General features: G+C 58.2%; 19 protein-coding genes. 9 read left to right on the forward strand and 10 right to left on the reverse strand.

Annotated features, from left to right (window positions below; all coding sequences use genetic code 11):
• Position 1: 1 nt before the first annotated feature.
• Genes NH344_RS07630 through NH344_RS07650 form a run of 5 tightly spaced genes read right to left on the reverse strand, consistent with a single transcriptional unit; the run spans position 2 to position 5,430 of the window.
• A complete protein-coding gene (locus NH344_RS07630; protein ID WP_044629074.1) occupies positions 2 to 271 on the reverse strand; it encodes a K+/H+ antiporter subunit F in 270 nt (89 codons plus the stop codon).
• Positions 265 to 762 carry a Na+/H+ antiporter subunit E gene (locus NH344_RS07635; RefSeq protein WP_044629075.1) on the reverse strand — a complete coding sequence of 166 codons (498 nt, stop codon included), beginning with the start codon at positions 760 to 762 and terminating at the stop codon, positions 265 to 267. Before NH344_RS07635 ends, NH344_RS07630 begins: the two co-directional genes overlap by 7 nt.
• A complete protein-coding gene (locus NH344_RS07640) occupies positions 759 to 2,270 on the reverse strand; it encodes a monovalent cation/H+ antiporter subunit D (RefSeq protein WP_253027727.1) in 1,512 nt (503 codons plus the stop codon). The genes NH344_RS07635 and NH344_RS07640 overlap by 4 nt, the downstream gene beginning before the upstream one ends.
• A complete protein-coding gene (locus NH344_RS07645) occupies positions 2,267 to 2,599 on the reverse strand; it encodes a Na+/H+ antiporter subunit C (protein ID WP_044629077.1) in 333 nt (110 codons plus the stop codon). Before NH344_RS07645 ends, NH344_RS07640 begins: the two co-directional genes overlap by 4 nt.
• Complete coding sequence (locus NH344_RS07650) at positions 2,599 to 5,430, reverse strand: monovalent cation/H+ antiporter subunit A (RefSeq protein ID WP_253027728.1); 2,832 nt, start codon at positions 5,428 to 5,430, stop codon at positions 2,599 to 2,601. Before NH344_RS07650 ends, NH344_RS07645 begins: the two co-directional genes overlap by 1 nt.
• A gap of 160 nt (positions 5,431 to 5,590) precedes the next feature.
• On the opposite strand from NH344_RS07650, the gene NH344_RS07655 reads away from it, so the two are divergent.
• Genes NH344_RS07655 through NH344_RS07680 form a run of 6 tightly spaced genes read left to right on the forward strand, consistent with a single transcriptional unit; the run spans position 5,591 to position 14,963 of the window.
• Positions 5,591 to 6,472: an ion transporter gene (locus NH344_RS07655; RefSeq protein WP_058576404.1), complete on the forward strand. Its 882-nt coding sequence runs from the start codon at positions 5,591 to 5,593 to the stop codon at positions 6,470 to 6,472.
• A gap of 13 nt (positions 6,473 to 6,485) precedes the next feature.
• Positions 6,486 to 8,192: a 2-isopropylmalate synthase gene (gene leuA / locus NH344_RS07660; RefSeq protein WP_172416289.1), complete on the forward strand. Its 1,707-nt coding sequence runs from the start codon at positions 6,486 to 6,488 to the stop codon at positions 8,190 to 8,192.
• 37 nt (positions 8,193 to 8,229) lie between these two features.
• Complete coding sequence (locus NH344_RS07665; protein WP_082051429.1) at positions 8,230 to 9,732, forward strand: DUF3375 domain-containing protein; 1,503 nt, start codon at positions 8,230 to 8,232, stop codon at positions 9,730 to 9,732.
• Positions 9,733 to 9,734: 2 nt separating this feature from the next.
• Complete coding sequence (locus tag NH344_RS07670) at positions 9,735 to 10,493, forward strand: DUF4194 domain-containing protein (protein WP_172416288.1); 759 nt, start codon at positions 9,735 to 9,737, stop codon at positions 10,491 to 10,493.
• Positions 10,490 to 13,834 carry an SbcC/MukB-like Walker B domain-containing protein gene (locus NH344_RS07675; protein WP_044629082.1) on the forward strand — a complete coding sequence of 1,115 codons (3,345 nt, stop codon included), beginning with the start codon at positions 10,490 to 10,492 and terminating at the stop codon, positions 13,832 to 13,834. The genes NH344_RS07670 and NH344_RS07675 overlap by 4 nt, the downstream gene beginning before the upstream one ends.
• A complete protein-coding gene (locus NH344_RS07680) occupies positions 13,818 to 14,963 on the forward strand; it encodes a Wadjet anti-phage system protein JetD domain-containing protein (RefSeq protein WP_172416287.1) in 1,146 nt (381 codons plus the stop codon). The genes NH344_RS07675 and NH344_RS07680 overlap by 17 nt, the downstream gene beginning before the upstream one ends.
• Before the next feature lie 261 nt (positions 14,964 to 15,224).
• On the opposite strand, the gene epmB is transcribed toward NH344_RS07680, so the two are convergent.
• On the reverse strand, positions 15,225 to 16,247 hold the full coding sequence (gene epmB / locus NH344_RS07685) for an EF-P beta-lysylation protein EpmB (RefSeq protein ID WP_054641006.1): 1,023 nt from the start codon (positions 16,245 to 16,247) through the stop codon (positions 15,225 to 15,227).
• Between the two features lie 137 nt (positions 16,248 to 16,384).
• Between epmB and efp the strand changes: the two genes are divergently transcribed.
• Positions 16,385 to 16,951 carry an elongation factor P gene (gene efp, locus NH344_RS07690; protein ID WP_054641005.1) on the forward strand — a complete coding sequence of 189 codons (567 nt, stop codon included), beginning with the start codon at positions 16,385 to 16,387 and terminating at the stop codon, positions 16,949 to 16,951.
• A 99-nt stretch (positions 16,952 to 17,050) separates the two neighbouring features.
• Positions 17,051 to 18,031, forward strand: coding sequence for an EF-P lysine aminoacylase EpmA (gene epmA, locus NH344_RS07695; RefSeq protein ID WP_137093444.1), 981 nt, complete (start codon positions 17,051 to 17,053; stop codon positions 18,029 to 18,031).
• A gap of 18 nt (positions 18,032 to 18,049) precedes the next feature.
• Here the strand turns inward: epmA and asd are convergent, their stop codons facing one another.
• The 3 genes from asd to rsgA form a co-directional block, all read right to left on the reverse strand.
• Complete coding sequence (asd, locus tag NH344_RS07700) at positions 18,050 to 18,892, reverse strand: archaetidylserine decarboxylase (RefSeq protein ID WP_137093441.1); 843 nt, start codon at positions 18,890 to 18,892, stop codon at positions 18,050 to 18,052.
• Between the two features lie 10 nt (positions 18,893 to 18,902).
• Complete coding sequence (locus tag NH344_RS07705) at positions 18,903 to 19,745, reverse strand: sulfurtransferase (RefSeq protein ID WP_074210443.1); 843 nt, start codon at positions 19,743 to 19,745, stop codon at positions 18,903 to 18,905.
• Between the two features lie 72 nt (positions 19,746 to 19,817).
• Positions 19,818 to 20,840, reverse strand: a complete 1,023-nt coding sequence (rsgA, locus tag NH344_RS07710; protein WP_058576417.1) for a small ribosomal subunit biogenesis GTPase RsgA — start codon at positions 20,838 to 20,840, stop codon at positions 19,818 to 19,820.
• Positions 20,841 to 20,986: 146 nt separating this feature from the next.
• Here rsgA and orn point away from each other — a divergent pair, with 146 nt between their 5' ends.
• Positions 20,987 to 21,571, forward strand: a complete 585-nt coding sequence (gene orn, locus NH344_RS07715) for an oligoribonuclease (protein ID WP_128082392.1) — start codon at positions 20,987 to 20,989, stop codon at positions 21,569 to 21,571.
• A 3-nt stretch (positions 21,572 to 21,574) separates the two neighbouring features.
• On the opposite strand, the gene queG is transcribed toward orn, so the two are convergent.
• Positions 21,575 to 22,729 carry a tRNA epoxyqueuosine(34) reductase QueG gene (gene queG, locus NH344_RS07720; protein ID WP_084812726.1) on the reverse strand — a complete coding sequence of 385 codons (1,155 nt, stop codon included), beginning with the start codon at positions 22,727 to 22,729 and terminating at the stop codon, positions 21,575 to 21,577.
• Between the last annotated feature and the right edge of the window lie 43 nt (positions 22,730 to 22,772).

Genomic DNA, 22,772 nt, shown 5'->3' on the forward strand with positions numbered 1-22,772 from the left:
CTCATTCAATAATATCCCCGCGTAGAATGTACTTGCACACGGCTACCGTACTGATAAAGCCAAGCATGGCGATCAACAGCGCTGACTCAAAGTAAGTCTTGCTGTTGAGCCACAAGCCGAGCAATACGATCAGCGCGATGGAGTTGACGTACATGGTGTCCAGCGCCAGTACCCGGTCAGGGAGATCGGGGCCTACGGTAAGCCGATAAAGGTTCATTAGCAGGGCCATCACCACCAGCGCTAAGGTGATATAGAGCGCAATACTCAGCATTCGTAAATCTCCTTGAGCGGCCGTTCGTAGCGTTCGCGTATTTGCTCAATGAGCGCTTCTTCATCATCCACGTTCAGTGCGTGAATCAGCAGGGATTTGCCATCCATTCGCAGGTTGGCCGAAACGGTGCCCGGGGTCAGGCTGATCGTGCTGGCCAGCAGCGTGATGGTAAAACGCTCCTCCAACATCAGAGGATACTCGATGAAGTGAGGCTTTAGCTTGCGCCATGGGTTAGCGATCAGGTACGCGACCTCAAAGTTGGCGGTGACGATATCGCCCAATACCCGCAGGCCAAAACGCAGCAGCATCATAGGCTTGCTGATCCGTGGCCGAGCATCCCAAAAGCGGTGGGTTAACAAAGGGATCAGAATAGCCAGCGCACCCCCCAGAACGAGCTGGCCAAAGGCGTAGCTGCGCACCAGCAGCAGCCACACCAACAGCAGCAGTATCGAAAGAACTGGGGTGGGCAGCCATTTGCGAGGGGTAATCATGGCGTCTCTCCTGCATCGGGCAGCAGCGTTTCAATTAGCAGCTGTGGGTTGGCGAGCTGCTCGCCGGTGGCTTGGGTGTAGCTGCTCACCGGCCCGGCAAACGCCACCAGTAAAGGCGCGGCGCTGAGTAGCCAGAGCATACCGAACCATTGGTAGCGCGAAAGAGGGCTACCGCTGGGGCTGCCCCGGTGGCTGCGCCAAAACAGCGTAGAGCCTGCACGGGAGAGCGCGATGAGTGATGCTAGGCTGGCGAGCAGCAGCAGTGGCCATAGCCACACGCGCTGAGTGCCTTCTGCGGCTACTAGCACCATCGCTTTACCCAGTGCCCCTGACAGTGGCGGCATTCCCACCACGGCAATCGCACCAATGAAAAAGGTGATCGCCAGGGCGTTACCCTGTACCAGCGGACGCCCTTTAACGATGCGCGTACCCGGCTTGCCTCGCTGCAGGCCAATCATCTCAGCCAGCAAGAACAGGCCACCGGTGACCAGCGTGGTATGAATTAGGTAGTAGAGCAGGGCAGAGGTGGCCTCTGCTGAGCGCATGCCGACGCCCGCCAGCAGCGTGCCGACCGAAATCAGTACTAAGTAGGCTACCAGCAGGCGCAAATCGCGAGCGGCCATCACACCAACGCCAGCGGCTGCCAAGGTGGCCAGCGCTAACCACCACACCCAAGGCTGCTCTAGCGCCACAAGTCCGCCAGCCTGCTCGCCAAAAATCAGCGAATAGACCCGCAGAATGGCGTAGATGCCCACCTTGGTCATGATCGCAAACAGCGCTGCCACCGGGGCAGGTGCCGCCGCATAGGCGCGGGGGAGCCAGAAATAGAGCGGCAAAATAGCGGCTTTGAGGCCAAAGACGACCAGCAGCATTAGCGCCCCTGCGGTCACTAAGCCCTCACGCTCGGCGGGCAGGCTAGCAAGCTTATAGCCCATATCCGCCATGTTGAGTGTGCCGGTAGCCCCATACAGAATGCCCACGGCGATCAAAAATAGCGACGAGCCCGCTAGGTTAAGCACTACATAGTGAACGCTGGCCTGAATGCGCGCTTTGCCACCACCGTGTAGCAGCAGCGCGTAGGAGGCCAGCAGCAGCACTTCAAAGAAGACAAATAGGTTGAACAAGTCCCCTGTCAAAAACGCGCCGTTGATGCCTAGCAACTGCCACTGAAACAAACCGTGGAAGTTGCTGCCTTTTTCGTCGTCTCCACCGCAGGCAAACACCACGGCGCCCACGGCTAGAAGGGACGTGAGCAGCACCATCAGCGCGGAGAGGCGGTCGAGCACTAGCACTACGCCAAACGGTGGCTGCCAGTCGCCTAGGGCGTAATAGGTGATCTCACCGCTGGCGGCTTGGCGCACCAGGGCAATCGACACCAGCAGCAGAAGCAGGGTGGCAATAACGCTCACAGCGCGCTTGTAGTGCACCAGCCCCTGGCGCTGGTAGAGCAATAAAATACCCGCGACCAGGGGTAGTACCACGGGCAACACAATTAGATGCTGAATCATTCGCGGTCTTCCTTTTTACCATCCACGTGGTCGTTACCCACTTCGCTGCGCGCCCGCATGGCAAGAATGACGACGAACGCCGTCATGGCAAAGCCGATGACGATAGCGGTGAGAACCAGCGCCTGGGGCAGCGGGTCGGCAAACTGAGAGCCTTCGTTCACCAGCGCAGCACCGTCCGTCGTCAGCCCGCCCATGGAGAACAGGAACAGGTTGACCGCGTAGGAGAGCAGCGTCAGGCCCACAACGACCGGGAACGTTCTTCCACGCAGCGTCAGGTAGAGCCCGCAGGAGGTTAAGATGCCCGTAGTAATGGCGTAGAGCATTTCCATTAGTGGGATTCCTTTTCATTCGGCGTGTCGTGGGTGTCTGACGTTTTCGGGTCGGTCACCGGGCGGTGTGGCGTCGTCACCTTACCCAGGTTGGCCAGAATCATCAGCGTGGCACCTACCACTGCAAGGTACACACCCAGGTCAAACAGCAGGGCCGTGGCAAGCTCGAACGTGCCAATCAGCGGCAGGCTAAAATACCCAAACGACGAGGTCAGGAAGGGATAGCCCAATAGCCAGCTGCCTAGCCCAGTGAGCGTGGCAATGGCCACACCGACCACGGCGACCGGCTGGAAGGGGAAGTTCAGACGCTCCTGCGCCCACTCAACGCCCCGCGCCATGTACAGCAGGATCAACGCAACCGCAGTGATCAAACCGGCAATAAAGCCGCCGCCGGGTTGGTTATGGCCGCGCAGGAAGATGAAGGCCGAGACCAGCAGCGCCAGTGGTAGTAGCGTCATTGAGATAGACGTCAGAATGGCCGGGTAGCGATCCGGCGACCAAGCACGGCCTTCACCGTCGCTGTGGGGCATGAACAGACGCAAGCGGTTGAGCAGCTTGAAGATAGCTAGGCCTGCAATGGCCAGTACGGTAATTTCGCCCAGGGTATCGAAGCCCCGGAAGTCGACCAGGATGACGTTGACTACGTTGTAGCCGCCGCCACCAGGCTTGCTGTTCTCCACGAAGAAGTTGGAGATCGATAGCGTTTCGCGGGTCATCACCGCGTAGTTCAAGCTGGCGACCACCAGCCCCAGCGCACCGGCTAGCAGAATATCGCGCACGTTGCGCAACGGGCTCGATTCGGTGGGGGTTTTTTGTGGCAAGAAGAATAGCGCCAGCATCAGCAGAATCATGGTGACGACTTCTACCGATAGCTGGGTCAAAGCGAGATCCGGGGCCGAGAAACGTGCGAAGGTGAGGGCGACAAAGAGCCCTACTACTGACAGCATCAGCAGCGAAATTAAGCGGTAGCGGTGAGTCGCTGCGGTGGCAATACCACCAAAAATTAGCATGCCCGCGCCTAGCAGCACCACGCCATCTATCGGCTGGTTGCCTTTGGTGCCGGTCAATTCTTGCACGCTGGCAAGGCCGATCAGCCCCATCAGCAGGGCAGCACCCAGCAACCATCCCATATAGCGCTGTAGCGAGTTGCCTTCCAGCTTGGTGATGATCTGCTCGGCGCGATAGCCCACGGTGATGATAAACCGCTCGAACACGCGACGCGCATCCACACTGGCGAAGGGCTGCACAAAGCGGCGCAGATCGGCATGACGCCAGTACATGGCAATGCCCGCTGCAAAGGCCAGCAAGCTCATCATCAGCGGCAAATTCACGCCGTGCCAGATGGCGAGATGGAACGACAATGGTTCGCCCAGAACTGCCTGGGTGGCTAGCTCCAAAGTGCCTGTTGCGAAAAAGGCGGGGAATAGCCCTACCAGCACACAGAGCGCCACCAGCAGCTCTACGGGCAAGCGCATCAGGTGGGGCGGTTCGTGGGGAGCTTTCGGCGTTTGCTCGCGGGCGGGTTTGTAGAACACTGCATGAACCAGCCGCAGTGAGTATGCGACGGAGAGAATGCCGCCCAGTGTCGCCAGAGCGGGCAGCACCCAGCTCAAACCGCCGAGTACCGGGGTGGCGAGCGTTTCGGTAAAGAACATCTCTTTCGAGAGGAAACCGTTAAACAGCGGCACCCCCGCCATAGCGGCAGCTGCCAAGGTGGTCAGCAGTGCGGTGACGGGCATCGCCTTTTTGAGCCCGCCAAGCTGCTTCAGCTCCCGGGTGCCGGTTTCGTGATCGATGATGCCCGCGCTCATGAACAGCGCCGCTTTAAAGGTAGCGTGGTTCAGAATATGAAACAGCGCAGCTAACACAGCCATGGGGCTGCCAATCCCTAGCAGAACGGTGATTAAGCCCAGGTGGCTGACGGTCGAAAACGCCAGAATGCCTTTCAAGTCGGTTTTGAACAGCGCAAACCACGCGCCGTAAAGCAGCGTAATGGTACCCACCAGTGGCACGACCACGCTCCACAGCGCGCTATCCGCAATGGCGGGATGCAACCGGGCCATTAAGAAAATACCCGCCTTTACCATCGTGGCTGAGTGCAGGTAGGCAGAAACGGGCGTGGGAGCCGCCATGGCATGGGGAAGCCAGAACTGGAACGGGAACTGTGCGGATTTGGTGAATGCGCCCAGTAGTACAAGCCCGAGCATGAGTGGGTAGAGCGGGTCAGACACAATGATTGCGCCACTGGCCAGCACGTCATCCATGCGGTAGCTACCCGCCATATCGCCCAGCAGCAGTAAGCCTGCTAGCAGTGCTAGGCCGCCTGCACCGGTTACCGTAAGCGCCATGCGCGCGCCTTTACGGGCATCGCTGCGATAAGACCAAAAGCCAATCAGCAGGAAGGAGGAGAGACTGGTCAACTCCCAAAATAGCCAGAGCAGGATAAGGTTATCGGACATCGAGATGCCGACCATCGAGGCCATAAACAGCATCAAGAAGGCGTAAAAGCGTCCAAAAGGCTCATCGCTTGCCAAGTAAAAATGGGCATACAATAGAATCAATAGCCCAATGCCCAAAATGAGCAGGTTGAAGAGCAGCGACAGGCCATCGAGACGAAACGCAAGCTCCAGGCCGAGGGCGGGCATCCAGGTGGCAGCAAAACGCAGCGCTTCACCCTCCATCAGGGCAGGTATTTGCAGCAGCGTAAGTAGCAGTGCTGTTGCTGGCAGTATGCCCGTTGCGAGCGAGCACCAAGTGCGGCCGCGTTGGGCAGTCAGTGCCGGCACCAGTACGCCCAGTAACGGCAGTAAGGCGATCCACAGCAGTGTCATGAGGTCATCCAGCGCAAAAAATCAAAAAAATCGCCAGAGCAAAGAGGGTTGCCCTGGAGGCGAAGATACATCAAGTGAAACAACAGGATATCACTTGTATGGAAGGTGTGTAATTTTAGTATAAAGTGTCGACGTTAACCGTTTAGAGACTTCTTGTTCCATGAGTGAACCCTTCAATACCTGGCAAGCCCGCTTTGAAAAGCTGCGTAGTAACAAGCTGTTCGAGACCGTAGTGATCGCCATCATCGTGCTGTCTGCCATGACCATCGGTGCCCGCACCTACGATGAGGTCAGTCAGTTCGAGCAGTGGCTGACCTATCTGGACGTCGCCGTCACCATCTTCTTTCTGGTGGAACTGCTGATTCGCATGGCCGCCGAACGCAATCTGACCAACTTCTTCAAGAAGGGTTGGAACATCTTCGACTTCCTGATCGTCACGGCCAGCCTCATCCCCATGGACGACTCTGAGATGGTGCTGCTGGCACGCCTGCTGCGCATCTTCCGGGTGCTGCGTCTGGTGTCGATGATTCCCGAGCTGCGCCTGCTGCTGGTGGCGTTGATCAAGTCCATTCCACGGATGGGCTACGTGGCGCTGCTGATGTTCATCATCTTCTATATCTACGCGGCGGTGGGCAGCTTCATCTTCCATACCGTGGATGAGCAGCTGTGGGGCAACATTGCGCTGGCCATGCTGACGCTGTTCCAGGTGGCCACCTTCGAGAGCTGGGCCACGGCGGTGCTGTATCCCACCATGGAGCAGTACCCCTACGCCTGGATCTACTTTCTGACCTTCATCTTTTTGAATGCGTTCATTTTCCTGAATATGATGATCGGTATCGTGTTGGACGTGATGCAGAAAGAGAGCGCACAGATTGATTTAGAAAGCGGAGAAGGCGAAGCTGCAGAGATACAGGGCCTGCGTGACGACGTGCGCGCACTGCGCAGCCAGTTGGATCGCATGGAGTCCGCCCTGCAGGCGGCCGCGCAAGCAAAGCCTAGTCTAGCACAGCCTGGGCAAGCAAAGCCTGACCGCGACGAATAACAGGAGAGCCACGATGATGATGAAGGACCCCTCTAAAAAGTATCGCCCTTTCGTGGCGGTAGACCTGCCCGACCGTCAGTGGCCCGGCCAGCGCATCGACACGCCGCCCATCTGGTGCAGCGTCGACCTGCGCGATGGCAACCAGTCGCTGATCGACCCCATGGATCAGGAGCGCAAGCAGCGGTTGTTCGACATGCTGCTGAAGATCGGTTTCAAAGAGATCGAAGTGGGCTTTCCTTCTGCGTCGCAAACCGACTTCGACTTCGTACGTTCGCTGATCGAGCAAGACAAAATTCCTGAGGACGTGACCATTCAGGTGCTGACCCAAGCGCGTCCACACTTGATCGAGCGCACCTTCGAGGCGTTGAAGGGCGTCAAGAACGCCATCGTGCATGTCTACAATGCCACCGACCCGATGTTTCGTCGGGTGGTGTTTAGCGTCGACAAAACCGAGTGCATCCAAATTGCCGTGGATGCCACCGCGCAGATCCGTGACTTGATGGCGGCCAATCCGGAAACGAACTGGACTTTCCAGTACTCACCCGAGCTATTCACCACCACGGAGATGGATTTCGCGGTCGAGATCGTCGAAGCGGTGATGGACACCTTTGGCCCCAGCGTCGACAACAAAATGATCGTCAACCTGCCAGCCACGGTCGAAGTCGCTACGCCCAACAACTACGCTGATCAGATCGAGTGGTTCTGCCGCCATGTGAAAAAGCGCGATACCTTGATCGTCAGCGTGCACCCGCACAACGACCGCGGCACCGGCGTGGCGGCGGCGGAGTTGACGCTGATGGCGGGGGCCGACCGAATCGAGGGCACCCTGTTCGGTAATGGCGAGCGTACCGGCAATGTCGATATCGTGACGCTGGCCATGAACATGTACACCCAGGGCGTACACCCCCAACTCGATTTCTCCAATATCACGCCAATCATGCGCGAAGTGGAGTACTGCAACCAGCTGCCGGTTCATCCGCGCCACCCTTACGTGGGCGACCTGGTGTTCACGGCGTTTTCCGGTTCGCACCAGGATGCCATCAAGAAGGGCATGGCCGAGCGTCGCGCCAACCCAGAAGCCCCCTGGGACGTGCCGTACCTGCCCATCGACCCCATGGATGTTGGGCGCAGCTACGAAGCCGTGATTCGCGTCAACAGCCAGTCAGGCAAAGGCGGCATCTCCTATCTGCTGGAGCAGGAGCACGGTATCGAGCTGCCCCGCAGGCTCTCCATCGAGTTCAGCCAAGTGGTGCAGGAAGTGGCGGACCGCACCGGTAAAGAGATCACCTCACAAATGATCTACCAAGCCTTTGCCGATGAGTATCTAGAGCAGCGGTCACCGCTGGCACTGGTGAATCACCGTCTTTCCTCCGAGCCAGATAGCCCCAAAGTCGCGCTAGAGGCCATTGTCGAAAACGGCGGCCAACGCCAGACCCTGACCGGTGAAGGCAACGGCCCGCTGGCCGCGTTTATCAAGGCGCTGGTGGCGAGCGGCCAAGAGGTCGAAATCATTGACTATCATGAACACTCCCGCGGCCAAGGGGCGGATGCCGAAGCGATCGCTTACGTGGAAGTACGCATTGATGGCAAAGCCGTGTTTGGCGTAGGTACCGATGAAAGCATCACCAGCGCCTCCATGAAAGGCGTGCTGAGTGCAATCAATCGCCATCACTCTACCCAAGCGCCTGCTGCCAATGTGACGGCGGAGTCGCTGGGGTAGATAGCGCTTAATACTCAACCAGCTTAGATGTATCACTATGGATAGTAACCCCCAGCAACGCACACGCCACTACATCGCTGCTCGCAAGCAGCACCCTGCCTGGCTGTTGCTGGCATCCCCCCGAGCGCCCCTGGTGCTGGGCTGCCTGACCTCGTTGTTTGAGTTTAGCGAAGATGGTATCGCCGAGTCAGACGCGCTAGAGGCGCTGTCGCAAATGCTGGGGCGTTATGCCGAGCAGGATGAGTACGCCATTGATCCTGACAATACGCGACAGCAGGCTGGGCGTGAGCTGCGCGAGTGGATACGTCGGGGCCTGGTCACTGAGCGTGGTCAACGGTTGTATGCCACCGATGCCTTGTCGTCGGCGATTCAGTTTGTCGATTCGCTGGACAACCGCATCATGACCTCTACTGCGTCGCGGCTGTCGGTGGTGCAACGGGAAATCGAAAGCCTGGAAGTAAGCCTCAACCCCAACCCTGAGAGTCGCAAAGCAGCGATTCGGCGCAAAATCCAACAGTTGGAGGGCGAATTGGCCGACGCGGAGGCTGGTCATGTGCCGGTGCTTTCGGAACAGCAAGCTATTGAAAATATAAGAGAAGTGTTTCATTTGGCCACTGGGCTGCGTGCCGATTTTCGGCGAGTGGAAGACTCCTGGCGAGAGGCGGATCGCCAACTGCGCCAATCGATCATGTCCGAGAAGTATCATCGGGGGGATATTGTCGATCGCTTGCTGGATGGTCAGGAGGCTTTGCTGGACACCCCAGAGGGCCGTGTGTTCGATAGTTTTTTGCAACAGCTACGCCAAACCGCCGCGCTGGATATGATGCGCCAGCAGCTACGCACTATTCTCGTCCACCCCGCTGCTGAGAAAGCGCTTGGTCGGTTACAGCGGCAGGATCTTAAACAGCTGGGCATGCGGCTGGTTCTGGAAAGTCAGTCCGTATTACAAGCCAGAGCGCGCAGTGAAAAGGATGTCAAAGGCTTCCTCAAGACCGGTTTGGCGGCCGAACACCACCGCGTCGGACAGTTGCTCAATGATATCTTTCATACCGCTCAGGCGCTGGATTGGCAGCGCCAGAAAGTGCGTCGTTCAGAGATGTCAGCGCTGCCGCCGCTGGGCTTTGCCTTGGGCAACTTATCGGTGATCGAGCGGCTGCGTTTCAAGGTGCTGGAAAACGAGCAGGAGGAGACGCTGGATTTGGCTCAGCAGACGAGCGATTTGAGCGATGTCGAGACTGAGTTCTGGGATTCTCTGGATGGGCTCGACCGCGACGCTTTGGTGCAGGAAACACTGGCGCTGCTGGCGGCAGAAGGGCGCCCACTCACCCTGCTGGAGCTCGCCGAGCGCCTGCCGCCCAGTCATGACCTGGAAACCTTGGCGCTCTGGCTGGGCATGGCGCGGGAAGCTGGGGTTGAGATAACCGGGCAGGATGTTCAGGACGTAGTCATTACCGATGATGAACAGTGCGATTGGCTATTCAAAGTGCCGCTGGTTTCCTTGAGTGAGCAGGCGTTGCAGGGCATTGAGTGGGAGTTTTAAGTATGGCGGGTGTTTTTGATCAGATTGTTGGACGCCAGCAGGCAGACGAGGTGAGTGAAGAGCAATCGCCTCCAGAAGGGAAGGATTCGTCCCATTCAATGGCTGAGGAAGGGCTCGCAGGTACCGACGGAGAAAATAGCGCGCGTACCGACGTCAAACTGCGGGAAGTGGCTCAAGAGCTGCTGCGTATGGGGCTGCTGGAAGAGAGCCTGCGCCCGCATCTTTATCGAACGGCCCTGGCCTCCATGGAGAGGCTCAATGCAACGTTAGAGCCCCTGGATTTAATTGCCCGCGCCGATGAGATCCGTGGGTTGGTATTTCTGGCGGTGCGTCATGAGGATGGCGATGTGTTTCAAGACGAGTGGTCGCATCCACTGGTGCGCAAGCAGCGGCTGAATATGGAGCAGACGCTGCTGGTGGCTATTTTGCGTCAGCACTTCATCGCTTACGAGCAGGACGCTGGCACGGGCGCCGGTGACGCCATGGTGGCGGTTGACGAGCTGATTCCGCATATGCAGGTGTATTTGGGGGAGAGTGGCAGCGAGGCCCGGGAGCGCACGCGCATGTTGCAATTATTGGATCAGCTCAAGGGGCATGGCCTGGTCTCGGCGCCGGACAGTCACGAGCGGGTAGTCATCCGGTCAATGATCGCTCACCTGGCCAACCCGGAGAACCTCACTGCCTTGCTGTATGAGTTAAAGGCAAGAGTCGCCGCGGAGAGTAGTGACCGCCAGGACAGTGACAAAGAGGGGATGCCATGATCACGGCAACGCCTAGCCAGCCTTCGCTGCTGGATGAGGAACAGGCGACCGCCTGGCAGTTGGCTCCCACCTATATCCTGCAAACCCTGGAGCTGTTCAACTGGGGTGGCTTTGGTGGTATGCACAAGGCTGATATCGACGCTCAGGGTAGCGCCATCATTGGTCCCACTGGCAGTGGCAAGACCACGCTGGTGGATGCATTGATGACCCTGCTCACGGCCAATCCCAAGTACAACCTTGCCTCTACCGGTGGCCATGAGAGTGACCGGGATCTGGTCTCTTACGTGCGCGGGGTGAGTGGCCCCGGCGATGGCAGTGAGGGGCAGTCGCATATTGCCCGGCCCGGTAAGACCGTGACGGGGCTGGTGGCGACGCTCAGTAATGGTGAAAGCCTGGTGCGTATCGGTGCCCTGCTGTGGTTCGACAGCACCAGCATGTCGCCCTCGGATATGAAAAAGCTCTGGTTGTTCAGTACTGCCCCCGAACATACTCTGCATCGCTGGCTGACACTGCAGCAGGAAGGCGGTATGCGCGCCTTGCGCCAACAGGATAAGACAGACACCGGTATCTGGACGTACCCCAGCAAAAAGGGCTTTTTAGCGAGGCTGCGGGACTTTTTCGAAGTGCGTGATAACGCCTTCAACTTGCTCAACCGAGCGGCAGGGTTGAAGCAGCTAAACAGCATTGACGAAATTTTTCGCGAGTTAGTGCTAGACGATAACGCCCAGTTTCAGCGCGCCCGGGAAGTCGCCGATAGCTTCGATGACCTCACCGCCATTCATGAAGAGCTTGAAATCGCCCGCCGCCAGCAGCGCTCTCTGGAACCGATTAAAACCGGTTGGGATAAGTACCTGCACAACCAAACGCTACTTGATGACCAGGAAACCCTCAGCCGGGTACTGCCGGTGTGGTTTGGTGAACAGGCTCACCGGCTGTGGAAGGCCGAAGCCGAGCGTCTTCAGCAACAAACCCAGCAGGCCGAGGCCGAGTTGGCAGCCGCTGAGGAGAGCTGCACTCACCAGCAGCGTACCTGTGAGCGTTTAAATGAAGCTTATCTGCGTCTGGGCGGTTCGGATATTGAGACCCTGGAAGCGCTGGTCAAGGCAAAGCAAGCCAACCTGGAGCGCTGCCAGCGCCATGCGGCAGACTACCAGCGATTGGCACGCTCGCTCTCCTTTGACGATGCCCTCAACCGTGAAGCGGTCGCCACCAATCAGATGCTGGCTGCCGAGCAGTTGCGCGAGGTTCAGCAGGCGCTTGACGCCGCCAAGCAGGCGGCCTTTGAGCAGGGCAGCCAATGCTATCGGATGGAGCATGAGTGCACGGAGTTGCACAAAGAGCTGGCCGAGGCGAAAGCGCGCCCAGGGTCTAATATCCCGGGGCGCTTTCAACAATTTCGCTCCCTGCTGGCCGAAGCGTTGGCACTCGGCGAAGACGACCTGCCCTTTGTCGCCGAGCTGGTACAGGTAAAAGCGGACGAGCAAGCCTGGCGCGGCGCGATTGAACGGGCGATGGGTAGCCACCGGTTGCGTATTTTGGTGCCGCCGGAGGCCAGCCACCAAGCGCTAGACTGGATCAATAGCCGCCACAATGCGCTGCATGTACGACTCCTGGAAGTGAAACCGCCCGCCAGCCAGCCGCGCTTTTTTGAGGATGGCTTTACCCGCAAGCTCGACTACAAGGATCACCCCTACCGGGAAGCGGTTAAGGAGCTTTTAGCCGGGCTGGACAGGCACTGCGTTGGCTCGCCGGAGAGGTTGCGAGAGACTCCCCATGCCATGACGGCGGAAGGGTTGATGTCGGGCAAGGCACGCTTTTTTGACAAGCAGGATCAGAAGCGGCTAAGCGACGATTGGCAAACTGGCTTTGATAACCGTGACCGGCTGGCGGCGTTAAGCGCGCAAATCAGCGAAGCAGAAGCGCGCTTACAGAGCGCCAGGGCGGAAGAGGAGCAGGCGAAGGCCTCACTGGCTGCGCTTGAACAGCAGGTAGTGCTGTTAACCAGGCTGGCAGCGTTGGACTATGAGGAGATCAATGCGCCCCAGGCCGAGCGTGAATGGCAACAGCAGCGGGACAAACTGGCCGCCTTGACCGCACCCGATTCCGATGCGGCGACAGCCAAACGCCAACTGGAGCAAGCCCGCGATGAGTTGGCCACGCTGGAGCAGCAAAAAACGCAGTGCATCAGGCAGTGTGCCCAGTTAAACAACCGGCTGGAAACCGCCCAAAAAGAGCAGCAGCAGGCGTTTCGCAAAAGCGAAGCAGGGCTGAAGGAGGCGGAGCGCACCCTTGCTGATGGCCATTTCTCTCCCCTTGATCAACGGCAGCTTGCCAATGTTGATGAGCTGGAGCGCCAAGCTACTACCCAGTTGCAACAGCAACTGACCACCTTGCGGACGACCCAAAGCCGAGTGGAAAAAGAGTTGGTCAAAGCCATGTCGGATGCCCAGCGGGAAGACCGCGGGGCGCTTTCTGAGGTTGGGCGGGAGCTCGACGATGTGCCCGACTACCTGGCCCGACTCAAGGTGCTCACCGAAGAAGCACTGCCCGACAAGCAGCAGCGTTTTCAGCAATACCTCACCGACTCTTCCGATCAGGGCGTATCACAGCTGCTGGCCACCATCGAGGGGGAAGTAGAGCGGATCGAAGAGCGGTTGGAAGACCTCAATAACACCCTGCGGCGGGTAGACTTCCAGCGCGGCCGTTACCTACAGTTAGTGGCCAACAAGGTGGTGCATGAAAGCCTGCGCACCTTTACCCGGGCCAATACGGCGCTCGCCTCGTCGCGGTTTGTCGAGGATGGCGGCGAAAGCCAGTACAAGGCGTTGCAATATATTATCGCCCTGCTGCGCGATGCCTGCGAACGCCAGCGCACCCTCGGCGCGCGAGCGCTATTGGATCCGCGTTTTAGGCTTGAGTTTAAAGTCGCCATGATCGACCGGGCCGATGGGCGTGTGATTGAAACCCGCTCGGGTTCCCAGGGCGGTAGCGGTGGCGAAAAAGAGATTATCGCCTCCTATGTGCTGACGGCCTCGCTGAGTTACGCGCTGTGCCCCGACGGCAGCCCTCGGCCGCTGTTTGGCACCATCGTGCTGGATGAAGCCTTTTCGCGCAGTTCGAATGCTGTAGCTGGGCGAATTATTGCCGCGCTCAACGAATTCCACCTTCATGCGCTGTTTATTACCCCCAATAAGGAGATGCGTTTGCTGCGCAAGCACACCCGCTCGGCGGTGGTGGTGCATCGCCGTGGTAATGCCTCCAGCCTGACGCCGATCAGTTGGCAGGCGCTGGATGCCGTGCGTGAAAAGCGGCGTGAGGCGCGCAATGAAGTCCCCGAGTGAGATCGCTGCTCGCCTGGCTAAGCAGTGGCAGCAAGCGTTCTGGCGGGTAGAGCGATTGTTATCCTCGGAGAGTTGGCCGCTGGTGATCCCCATTGGCAAACCCAGCGGCCGCCAGTTTGCCGATCAAACCGGTCTGGTGCAGGCCCATGTGCAGCGCTGGCGGCAGATAACCGTTGGTGAGGTGGTGTTTCAAGATATCAACTTCCGCGCTGCTGCTGAGCCGGTGTCACTCCCCGTGCAGTGGGTGTTGCACACGCCGTCTGAATGGGCCGCCGCTACGGCGGATGGCGACGTGCAGCAGGAGTTTGCGCTGCTGGAAACTCTGGTAGGCAGCGTCAACCAGCGTTACTGGGAGGTGCTGGTTCGCGAACGCGCCCTCTGGCGCAATAAGTCTGTTAGCGAAATCACTGCCGCTGCAGCGCTGGCGGACTCGCTTTCTCCGGGGATGGCAGAAGGTCGACCATTAAGATTGCTCAACGGACTGAGGGTGGACACCAAGTTTATCGAGCGCAACACGGTGTTACTGACACGCCTGCTGGATGAACGCTACGACGGCATGGCTAGCCAACAAGGCTTAAACGGTTTTCTGGATGCCCCCGACGATAAAGATCACTGGCTGCTGGTGGTGCCCTTGGAGAAGGGGTTGCTGCCTTTTAAGCGTCAGCGCATCACCGCCAGAGAACTGGCGGATACTTGCCTGCCGGGCTCGCGGGTGGTGGTGGTCGAGAATGAGCAGTGTGAGCACTTGCTACCCGGCATGCCGGGTACAGTGGCGATTCTTGGCGCAGGGCTAGATGTACACTGGCTATCAGGTGAGGCGCTAAAAACAAAAGCGGTCGCCTATTGGGGCGATATGGATACTTGGGGACTGCTGATGCTGGCCAGAGCGAGGCAGGCACTGCCTACGATTACTCCGCTGATGATGAGCGAGGCGCACTTCAAGGCATTTTGCCGTGACTGCGCCGTGCCAGAGCCGGTTCAAGCCGAGCTGCCGAGCAGCGGCCTGACTGAGCATGAAGTGGCTTTTTTCCATTTGCTTAAAGCCCAACCACAAGGGCGCCTGGAGCAGGAGTATCTACCTTCACAAGACGTACAGCGTGAGCTGCTGGGGTGGCTGGGTCGCTGTTAAGGGCTGCTAGTACGCCAGTCTGGGGTCGAGGGGGAACTGCTCGACTGAAAGTTTAGATGCCGGGTTAATAGCTATCGCTGGCTATTGAGACCGTTAATTTGGGTGCTCTTGCCTGCCATGCGGCTGAGCGTTAAAGCAGTCAATCAAGCTTTGGGGAAGCGCCCTGATGCTTCTTTCAAAGAGCTAGGATAAATAGCTAAGTGCCATAGATAACGGCACTTGGCGTTGTCGTATGCCCTGACTTTCTTAAGATCATCGGGATCACAAAGGCGTCTTGCTCATCTTACCTGGCACTTCACGCACCAGCCGTGGCATGAGAAAGCCGGGTAAGTGTTCCAATAGTGCTTGTATGAGCGCTTGCGCCTCTTTGTCAGGCACGTCAAAGTGCGCGGCGCCCTGAACTGGGTCGAGTACGTGGAGGTAGTAGGGCAGCACGCCTGCTTCAAACAGCCGTTCCGAGAGGGCTGCGAGGGTAGGCACGTTGTCGTTAATGTCCCGTAATAGAACGCTCTGGTTTAGCAGCGTGACGCCTGCCTGTTTTAAGCGCGTGCAGGCATCCACCACGGCTTGGTCGATCTCATTGGCGTGGTTGATATGCAGCACGACGACTTTTTGTAAGCGGGTGCTGCCTAACCAGCTCAGCAGGCCTTCATCCACACGGTCGGGAATGACCACGGGCAAGCGGGTGTGAATGCGCAGCCGTTTTAGGTGAGGAATGCTCTCTAGCTGTTCAACCAGCCACGCCAGCTGCCGGTCGCTGGCGGCAAGGGGGTCGCCTCCTGATAGGATGGCTTCGTGAATCGAAGTGTCGGCACGTAGGTAGTCCAGGGCTTCCTGCCACTGGGCGCGGGAAGGCGAGTTCTCGCTATAAGGAAAATGGCGGCGAAAGCAGTAGCGGCAGTTGATTGCGCAGGCTGGGCTTGCTATCAGAAGTACCCGGTTTGCATATTTATGGATCAGCCCTTTGACGGGGCGGTGGTCGGCTTCCTCTAACGGGTCTGTGACGTAGCCCGGTGAGGCCAGTGTTTCATCGCCTATAGGCAGCACTTGACGCAACAGCGGGTCATTAGGGTCGTTGGGCTTAATGCGGGCAAGGTAAGCGTCGGGCACGCAAATATCGAACAGACGATGTCCGGCCTGCGCTCCGGGCAGCCATTGGGCGTCTAAACCAAGGCGTTGGCAGAGCGTGTCGGGATCACGAATCGCATGAGAAAGCTGCTGCTGCCAGGAGGTCGAAACCTGGGCATGGGCGTGGTGACCAGCGATAATGATGTTCTCCTGCAAAAAGCCCTCCTTCGGGTTATCATGCGCGCACTTAGCGGCGTTGCTATTCGCAATGACGCAACTGACGGTAACGTAAGTGGCTGGCGGATCGCCGCACGTACGACATAGACAATTGAAACAGACCATTGAGAGGCATTATGGCGAACTATTCTACCAACGAATTCAAAGCAGGTTTGAAAGTAATGCTCGACGGCGACCCCTGTTCGATCGTTGAGAACGAGCTGGTGAAGCCGGGTAAAGGCCAGGCGTTCAACCGCGTGAAGCTGCGCAACCTGATGACAGGCCGTGTGGGTGAGAAAACCTTCAAGTCTGGCGACTCTTTAGAAGGCGCTGACGTCATGGATCTGGAAATGGAGTACCTCTATACCGACGGTGATATGTGGTACTTCATGAAGACCGACGGCTCGTTTGAGCAGTATGCGGTAGAGAAAAAAGCGCTGGGTGATACCGTCAAGTGGCTAAAAGAGCAGGTACCTTACATTCTTACCTTGTGGAACGATAAGGCCATTTCCGTAACGCCGCCTAATTTCATCGAGCTGGAAGTCGTAGAGACTGACCCAGGCCTAAAAGGCGATACGGCGCAGGGTGGTTCTAAGCCTGCTACGCTATCTTCGGGTGCTGTGGTTCGCGTACCGCTGTTCATCAATCAGGGGGAAGTGCTGAAAATCGACACCCGTTCTGGTGAGTACGTATCACGCGCTTAACCGCGCGATGATAAAAGCGGCAGACATAGTCGCTTAAGCGTTTCGTTCATAAAGCCACGCGATACTGTTGCGTGGCTTTATGTTGTTAGGGAGAAGGGAATGACACTGAACTGGCAGCCAACGGCAACGATAGGCACCTTGCGCGAGCGCGCACGTTTGATCGCGACGGTGCGCGCCTTTTTTGCTGCTCGGGGCATATGGGAGGTGGAGACGCCAGTGCTCGGCCAAGGGGGCAGCACCGACGTGCATCTAGTGTCGCTATCGTCGCTTGCCCGCACCGATAAAGGTCAGCGCAAGCTATGGCTGCAAACCTCGCCTGAGTTTCATATGAAGCGACTGCTGGCGGCCGACAGCGGCCCCATTTTTCAGCTGGCAAAAAGCTTTCGTGATGGCGAAGTGGGGGCTCGGCACAATATCGAATTCACCATGCTGGAGTGGTACCGCCCTGGTTTCACGCTGGCGCAGTTGATAGAGGAGACAACGGCGCTGGTGGAGCACGTATTGCCCCAGTCACCTGGCCCGGTGGTGTACTACCGTTATCGCGAACTCTTTCATCGCCACTTGGAGGTAGACCCGTTCACCACGTCGCTGGTCACGCTGCGGGCGCTAGCAGCAGAGCGGGGCAATATGTCGGCCCAAGCGCTAGCCGAGGAGGGGCGCGATACTTGCCTGGATCTGCTCATGGGAATGGTTATCGAGCCAACCTTAGGGCAACAGGAGCTTAGCGTAGTCGTTGACTATCCTGCGAGCCAAGCGGCGCTGGCGCGACGTCATCAGGATGCCGATGGCGAATGGGTGGCCTCTCGCTTTGAGCTATACCTGAACGGTATCGAGCTCGCCAATGGCTACGATGAGTTGACCGATGCCGAGGAGCAGCGCCAGCGTTTCGATGCAGATAATGCCGAGCGTCGCCGGTTGGGGCTACCTGAAGTAGATGTCGATGCTCATCTACTGGCAGCGCTAGAACAGGGGCTGCCAGCCTCTTCCGGCGTGGCGCTGGGGCTGGATCGTTTGATCCAATTAGCGCTGGGTAAAACGCGCCTGGAAGAGGTCTTGGCGTTTTCGACGACTAACTGCTAACAACGCGGCCAGCCTGGCTCAGGGCGTTGGGATAGCGAGGCTCTGCCCCATTTGCACTGTTGCCCCTAGCGCGTGGTTGCCAAACGCCACGGGTTTAGCGAAACACAACACGACGGTGGAGCCGAGCTTGAAGCGGCCCATCTCAGCACCTTTCTCCAGCACAATCGGCTGCCCGAAGCGCATGCGCTGAGGGTGGCCCGACAGCGGTGTTACTTGCCCAGACCAGACGGTTTCAATGGCGGCCACAATCATGGCGCCGACCAGCACCATCGCCATAGGGCCGTGCTCGGTATCAAAGATGCACACCAAACGCTCATTGCGGGCGAACAAGCCGGGCACGTAGTTGGCGGTGGCTTGGTTGACCGAAAAGAGTCGCCCCGGCACGTAGATCATTTCCCGCAGCGTGCCGGTCACTGGCATATGCACGCGGTGGTAGTCGCTTGGCGAGAGATAAACCGTCGCGAAGCTGCCGTTCAAAAACTCATCAGCTAACGCTTTGTCGCCGCCCAGCAGGGTTTGGACGGAAAACGTATGCCCTTTTGCCTGCACCAGTTTGCCCGCCGTGGTGAGGCGGCCAAACTGTGAAAGCGTGCCATCCGCAGGGCTCAGTAGACCTTCGCCCAGTGGGCGAGCATCCGCTTTCAGCGCGCGGGTAAAAAAGTCGTTGAATGTGGCGTAGGCGGTGGGGTCTGGCTCCAGCGCCTGGCTCATATCCACCTTAAAGCGCTTGATAAACGCTTTAATCAGGGTGTCTTTCACCCAGGGGTTATCGCACTGGGCAAACTTACCCGTCAGGCGCGACAGCGCGTGTTGAGGCAAGGGGTATTGAAGTAGTGAAAAGGCTTTTTGGGAGAGGGTCACAGTAATATCTTCATTTCTCGATGGGTGTATCGTCGCGGTTGCCCCATTCACCCCAGGAACCCGCGTAGCCGCGTATATTAAAGCCTAGCGCTTTACCTACAAGCCAAGTAAAGCTGCTGCGGTGGTGGCTTTGGCAGTGGGTGGCAATTTCCTTATCGGGAGTGAGCCCTAGGGCATTAAGTTCGGTCATGAGCTCGGCGTAGTCGCGGATTCTCAGCGCCCGGCTGCGATCCATGGCGTCTAGCCAATCCATGTTCACCGCACCGGGGATGTGTCCCAGGTGTTTATTGTTGCCGCGTTCGCCGTCGTACTCCGCTTTGGAGCGTGCGTCCCAAATGGCAAACTGTTTGTTGCTGAGCTTCTCTTTGATCTCATCGCAAGTAATGGCGGCACTAGGGTTGAGAATCTCAGCGTGGTATTCGCTTGGCGTTGGCGCGGTGGGCTCGGTGCTCTCTTCCAGGCCTGCGTCGCGCCAGGCGTGAATGCCGCCGTTTAGATAGGAGTAGCGGGTGTGGCCGATCAGCTCCAGTGTCCAGAGCAGGCGAGCTGCCCAGCCGCCGCCTTCGTCGTCGTAAGCCACTACATGGGTGTCGCGGGTTAATCCCAGCGCGCTGAATAACTTGGAGAGAAACTCCACCGACGGCACGTCGTTGGGCACTGGGCCTTCGCCGCGCATCAAGTAGCGAAAATCCAGATAAATGGCGCCGGGAACGTGGCCCTGACGGTAGCTTTCGCCATTGGCGGGCACATCGATAATCAGCAGTTCAGGCGCCTGTAAGTGCTCTTGTAACTGCTCCGGCTCCACGATGAGTGGCAATAGATTGTGTTCTGATGAGTGGCTGGCGGTGCTCATATCCGGCTCCCTTAACATTAAGACAACTGCAACGAGGCTAACGGCGGTGTTGCCCTGGTCATTGTAGGTTCGTCACTGCGGATTCAAGCTATCGAGAATACGTCGATAGCTGGCGAAACGCTCTGGATGAATCTTGCCTGCCTCGACGGCGTCCAGTAAAGCGCAGCCCGGCTCATTGCGGTGGCGGCAGTCCCGGAAGCGGCAAAGGCCCAAATAGGGGTGGAACTCGATGAAACCATCGGTCACTTCCTGCTCGTCCAGATGGATCAGGCCAAACTCGCGAATGCCGGGCGAGTCGATAAGTTCGCCATTGCTGACTTCGTCGCTGCGCATGGCATAGAGACGCGCTGTGGTTGTCGTGTGCGTGCCTTTACGCGAATCTTCCGATAGCGCGCCAATACGCAGGGTTTCGTCGGGCAGTAGTAGGTCAATCAGCGATGATTTCCCCACGCCACTTTGGCCGACGAATACCGAGGTGCGGCCCGCGAGCTGCTGGCGCAACTTATCCAGCCCTTCGGGGTTGGCCGTGGTGGTGCGTACCACCGGATAGCCTAGCTGGTGATAGCGCTCCAGCAGCTGACCGAGTTCGCCGCCATCGTCTGGCAGTAAATCGGTTTTATTCAGCACCAGCACAGGCGCGATGCCGGTAGCTTCAGCGGCTACCAGATAGCGGTCAATCAGGTTGGGGTGGGGCGCAGGCTCGACGGCGAATACAATCAGCAGCTGATCGATATTGGCGGCTACCGGCTTAAGCTGGCCGCGTGGGTCAGGGCGTTTCAAAATACTGTCGCGCTCTTCACGGGCAACCACCACGCCAGAGCCATCCTGGCCTGCCCGCCAGATCACTCGGTCGCCGGTCACCAAGCCATCAAGGTTGGCGCGCAGGTGGCAGCGTATAGGTGTGCCGTCGGCGTCACGCACTTCCAGCGTACGGCCAAAGTGGGCCATCACTCGACCCGGCTGCTCTGGGCCGTATTCGCCTGCAGAGAGCTTTTCGGCATCCTTGGAATCGCGCTTTTCAGCGCGCTGGGCGCGTTCGGCTTGAATCTTCTCGACTCGCCACTGCTGCTGGCGGCTTAATTTACGTTTGCTCATGACCACCTGATGATCGTTACAATAGACGTCATTGTACCCACCAGGGCGGTCAACTGTCCTGTATGGGGTGCGGGTTAGCGCAATATAAGCGACACTTTTACTTTATTCGCCGATGTCAGGGCGAAACTGGCCAAGGAATGAATGCAATGAGCGAGCAAAGCGGCGCACCGCGTAGCGACCTGTTGGTATGGATTGATTTGGAAATGACCGGCCTGGAGCCGGATAAAGAGCGCATTATCGAGGTGGCGACACTCATCACCGATGCTCAGTTGAATGTCGTGGCAGAAGGCCCAGTGATCGCCGTCAAACAGCCCGATAGCCTCTTGGCCGGAATGGACGATTGGAACCAGAAAACTCACGGTGAGTCTGGGCTGGTGGCGCGGGTGAAAGCGAGCACCATCGAAACTAAAGAAGCCGAGCGCCAAACTCTCGACTTTTTACGCCAGTACGTGGTGGCGGGCTCCTCGCCGATGTGCGGCAACAGTATTCATCAAGACCGCCGCTTCTTAGAGCGGGAAATGCCCGACTTGTGGGCGTTCTTTCACTATCGCAACTTGGATGTCTCGACCGTCAAAGAGTTGGCGAAGCGCTGGAACCCCGGTGCGCTGGCGGGCTTCAAAAAGCAGAATGCCCACTTGGCGATGGATGATATCAAGGAGTCGATTGCGGAGCTTGCCCATTACCGCAGCACGTTTTTGCGTATTGAAGGTGGTGGCGACGAAGAGGAGTAGCCCTCATGCGCGTGTCGCGATACGCGCATCTCGCTTATGGCGCTGCTCGTCGAGTGCCCAGGCAACGTGTTCGCGTACTAGCGCGCTGGGATAGGCACGACGTGCCCACAGCGCTGCCTCGACGGCATCACTCCACGGAGCATTGCCTAACCCGACGGCAAGATTACGTAGCCAGCGCTCATAGCCAATGCGGCGAATGGGGCTGCCTGCGGTTTTGTCCAAAAACTCCTCTTCGCCCCAGCTAAACAGCGCAATAAGCGATGCGCGGTCAAGGTCATGGCGTGGGGAAAAGTCCTCTTCTTGGGTGATTTTTGTGAAGCGCGTGAACGGGCAAACGAGCTGACAGTCATCGCAGCCATACACGCGATTGCCCATGGCGCGACGGTACTCCACGGGAATCGCGCCGTGCAGCTCAATGGTGAGATAAGAGATGCACTTGCGCGAATCGACGACCTTATCGTCCACGATGGCCCCTGTGGGACAAGCGGTGCGGCAAGCGCTACAGCTGCCGCAATGCTCTTGCGCAAAAGGTGCATCGACAGGCAGCGGTAGGTCGGTATACAGCTCCCCAAGAAAGAACAGCGAGCCCGCTTTGGGATTCAGCAACATGGCGTTTTTACCGAACCACCCTAAGCCTGCTTTTTGGGCGAGCGCACGCTCCATCACCGGGGCGGAGTCGACGAAGGCGCGAAAACCAAATTTTCCTACTTCTTGCTCGATGTGCTTTGCTAACTGCGCCAAGCGTTTGCGCATCAACTTATGATAGTCACGGCCCAGCGCGTAGCGGGAGACATAGGCACGGCTGGGTTGGCCAAGCACCTTGGCACTCTCTACTTCGGCGGGCAGGTAGTCCATGCGCACGCTGATGACCCGGCGGGTGCCGGGTTCCAGTTCGTCAGGTCGCGTGCGTTTGGTGCCGTGCTTCGCCATAAAGCCCATCTCGCCGTGGTAGCCTTTATCCAGCCAGTTGGTGAGGTGCGATTCGTGGTCGTTTAGATCAGTGTCAGTGATACCCACCTGCTGAAAGCCCAGCTCGCGCCCCCACTGTTTAATCAGTGCGGCAAGCTGGCGAAGCTGTTCTGCGGATAGCCGTTCGTGAGTCGGGTGTTCACGCGACGGCTGGTTGCGAGACAGTGAAAAAGTCGTGGAACTTGGCATGGTCAGTCAACGGTGGTGCGTTAAGCGCGCTATGCTAACGCAT

This window comes from Halomonas sp. Ps84H-12, assembly GCF_024124725.1.
Taxonomy (GTDB): domain Bacteria; phylum Pseudomonadota; class Gammaproteobacteria; order Pseudomonadales; family Halomonadaceae; genus Vreelandella; species Vreelandella aquamarina.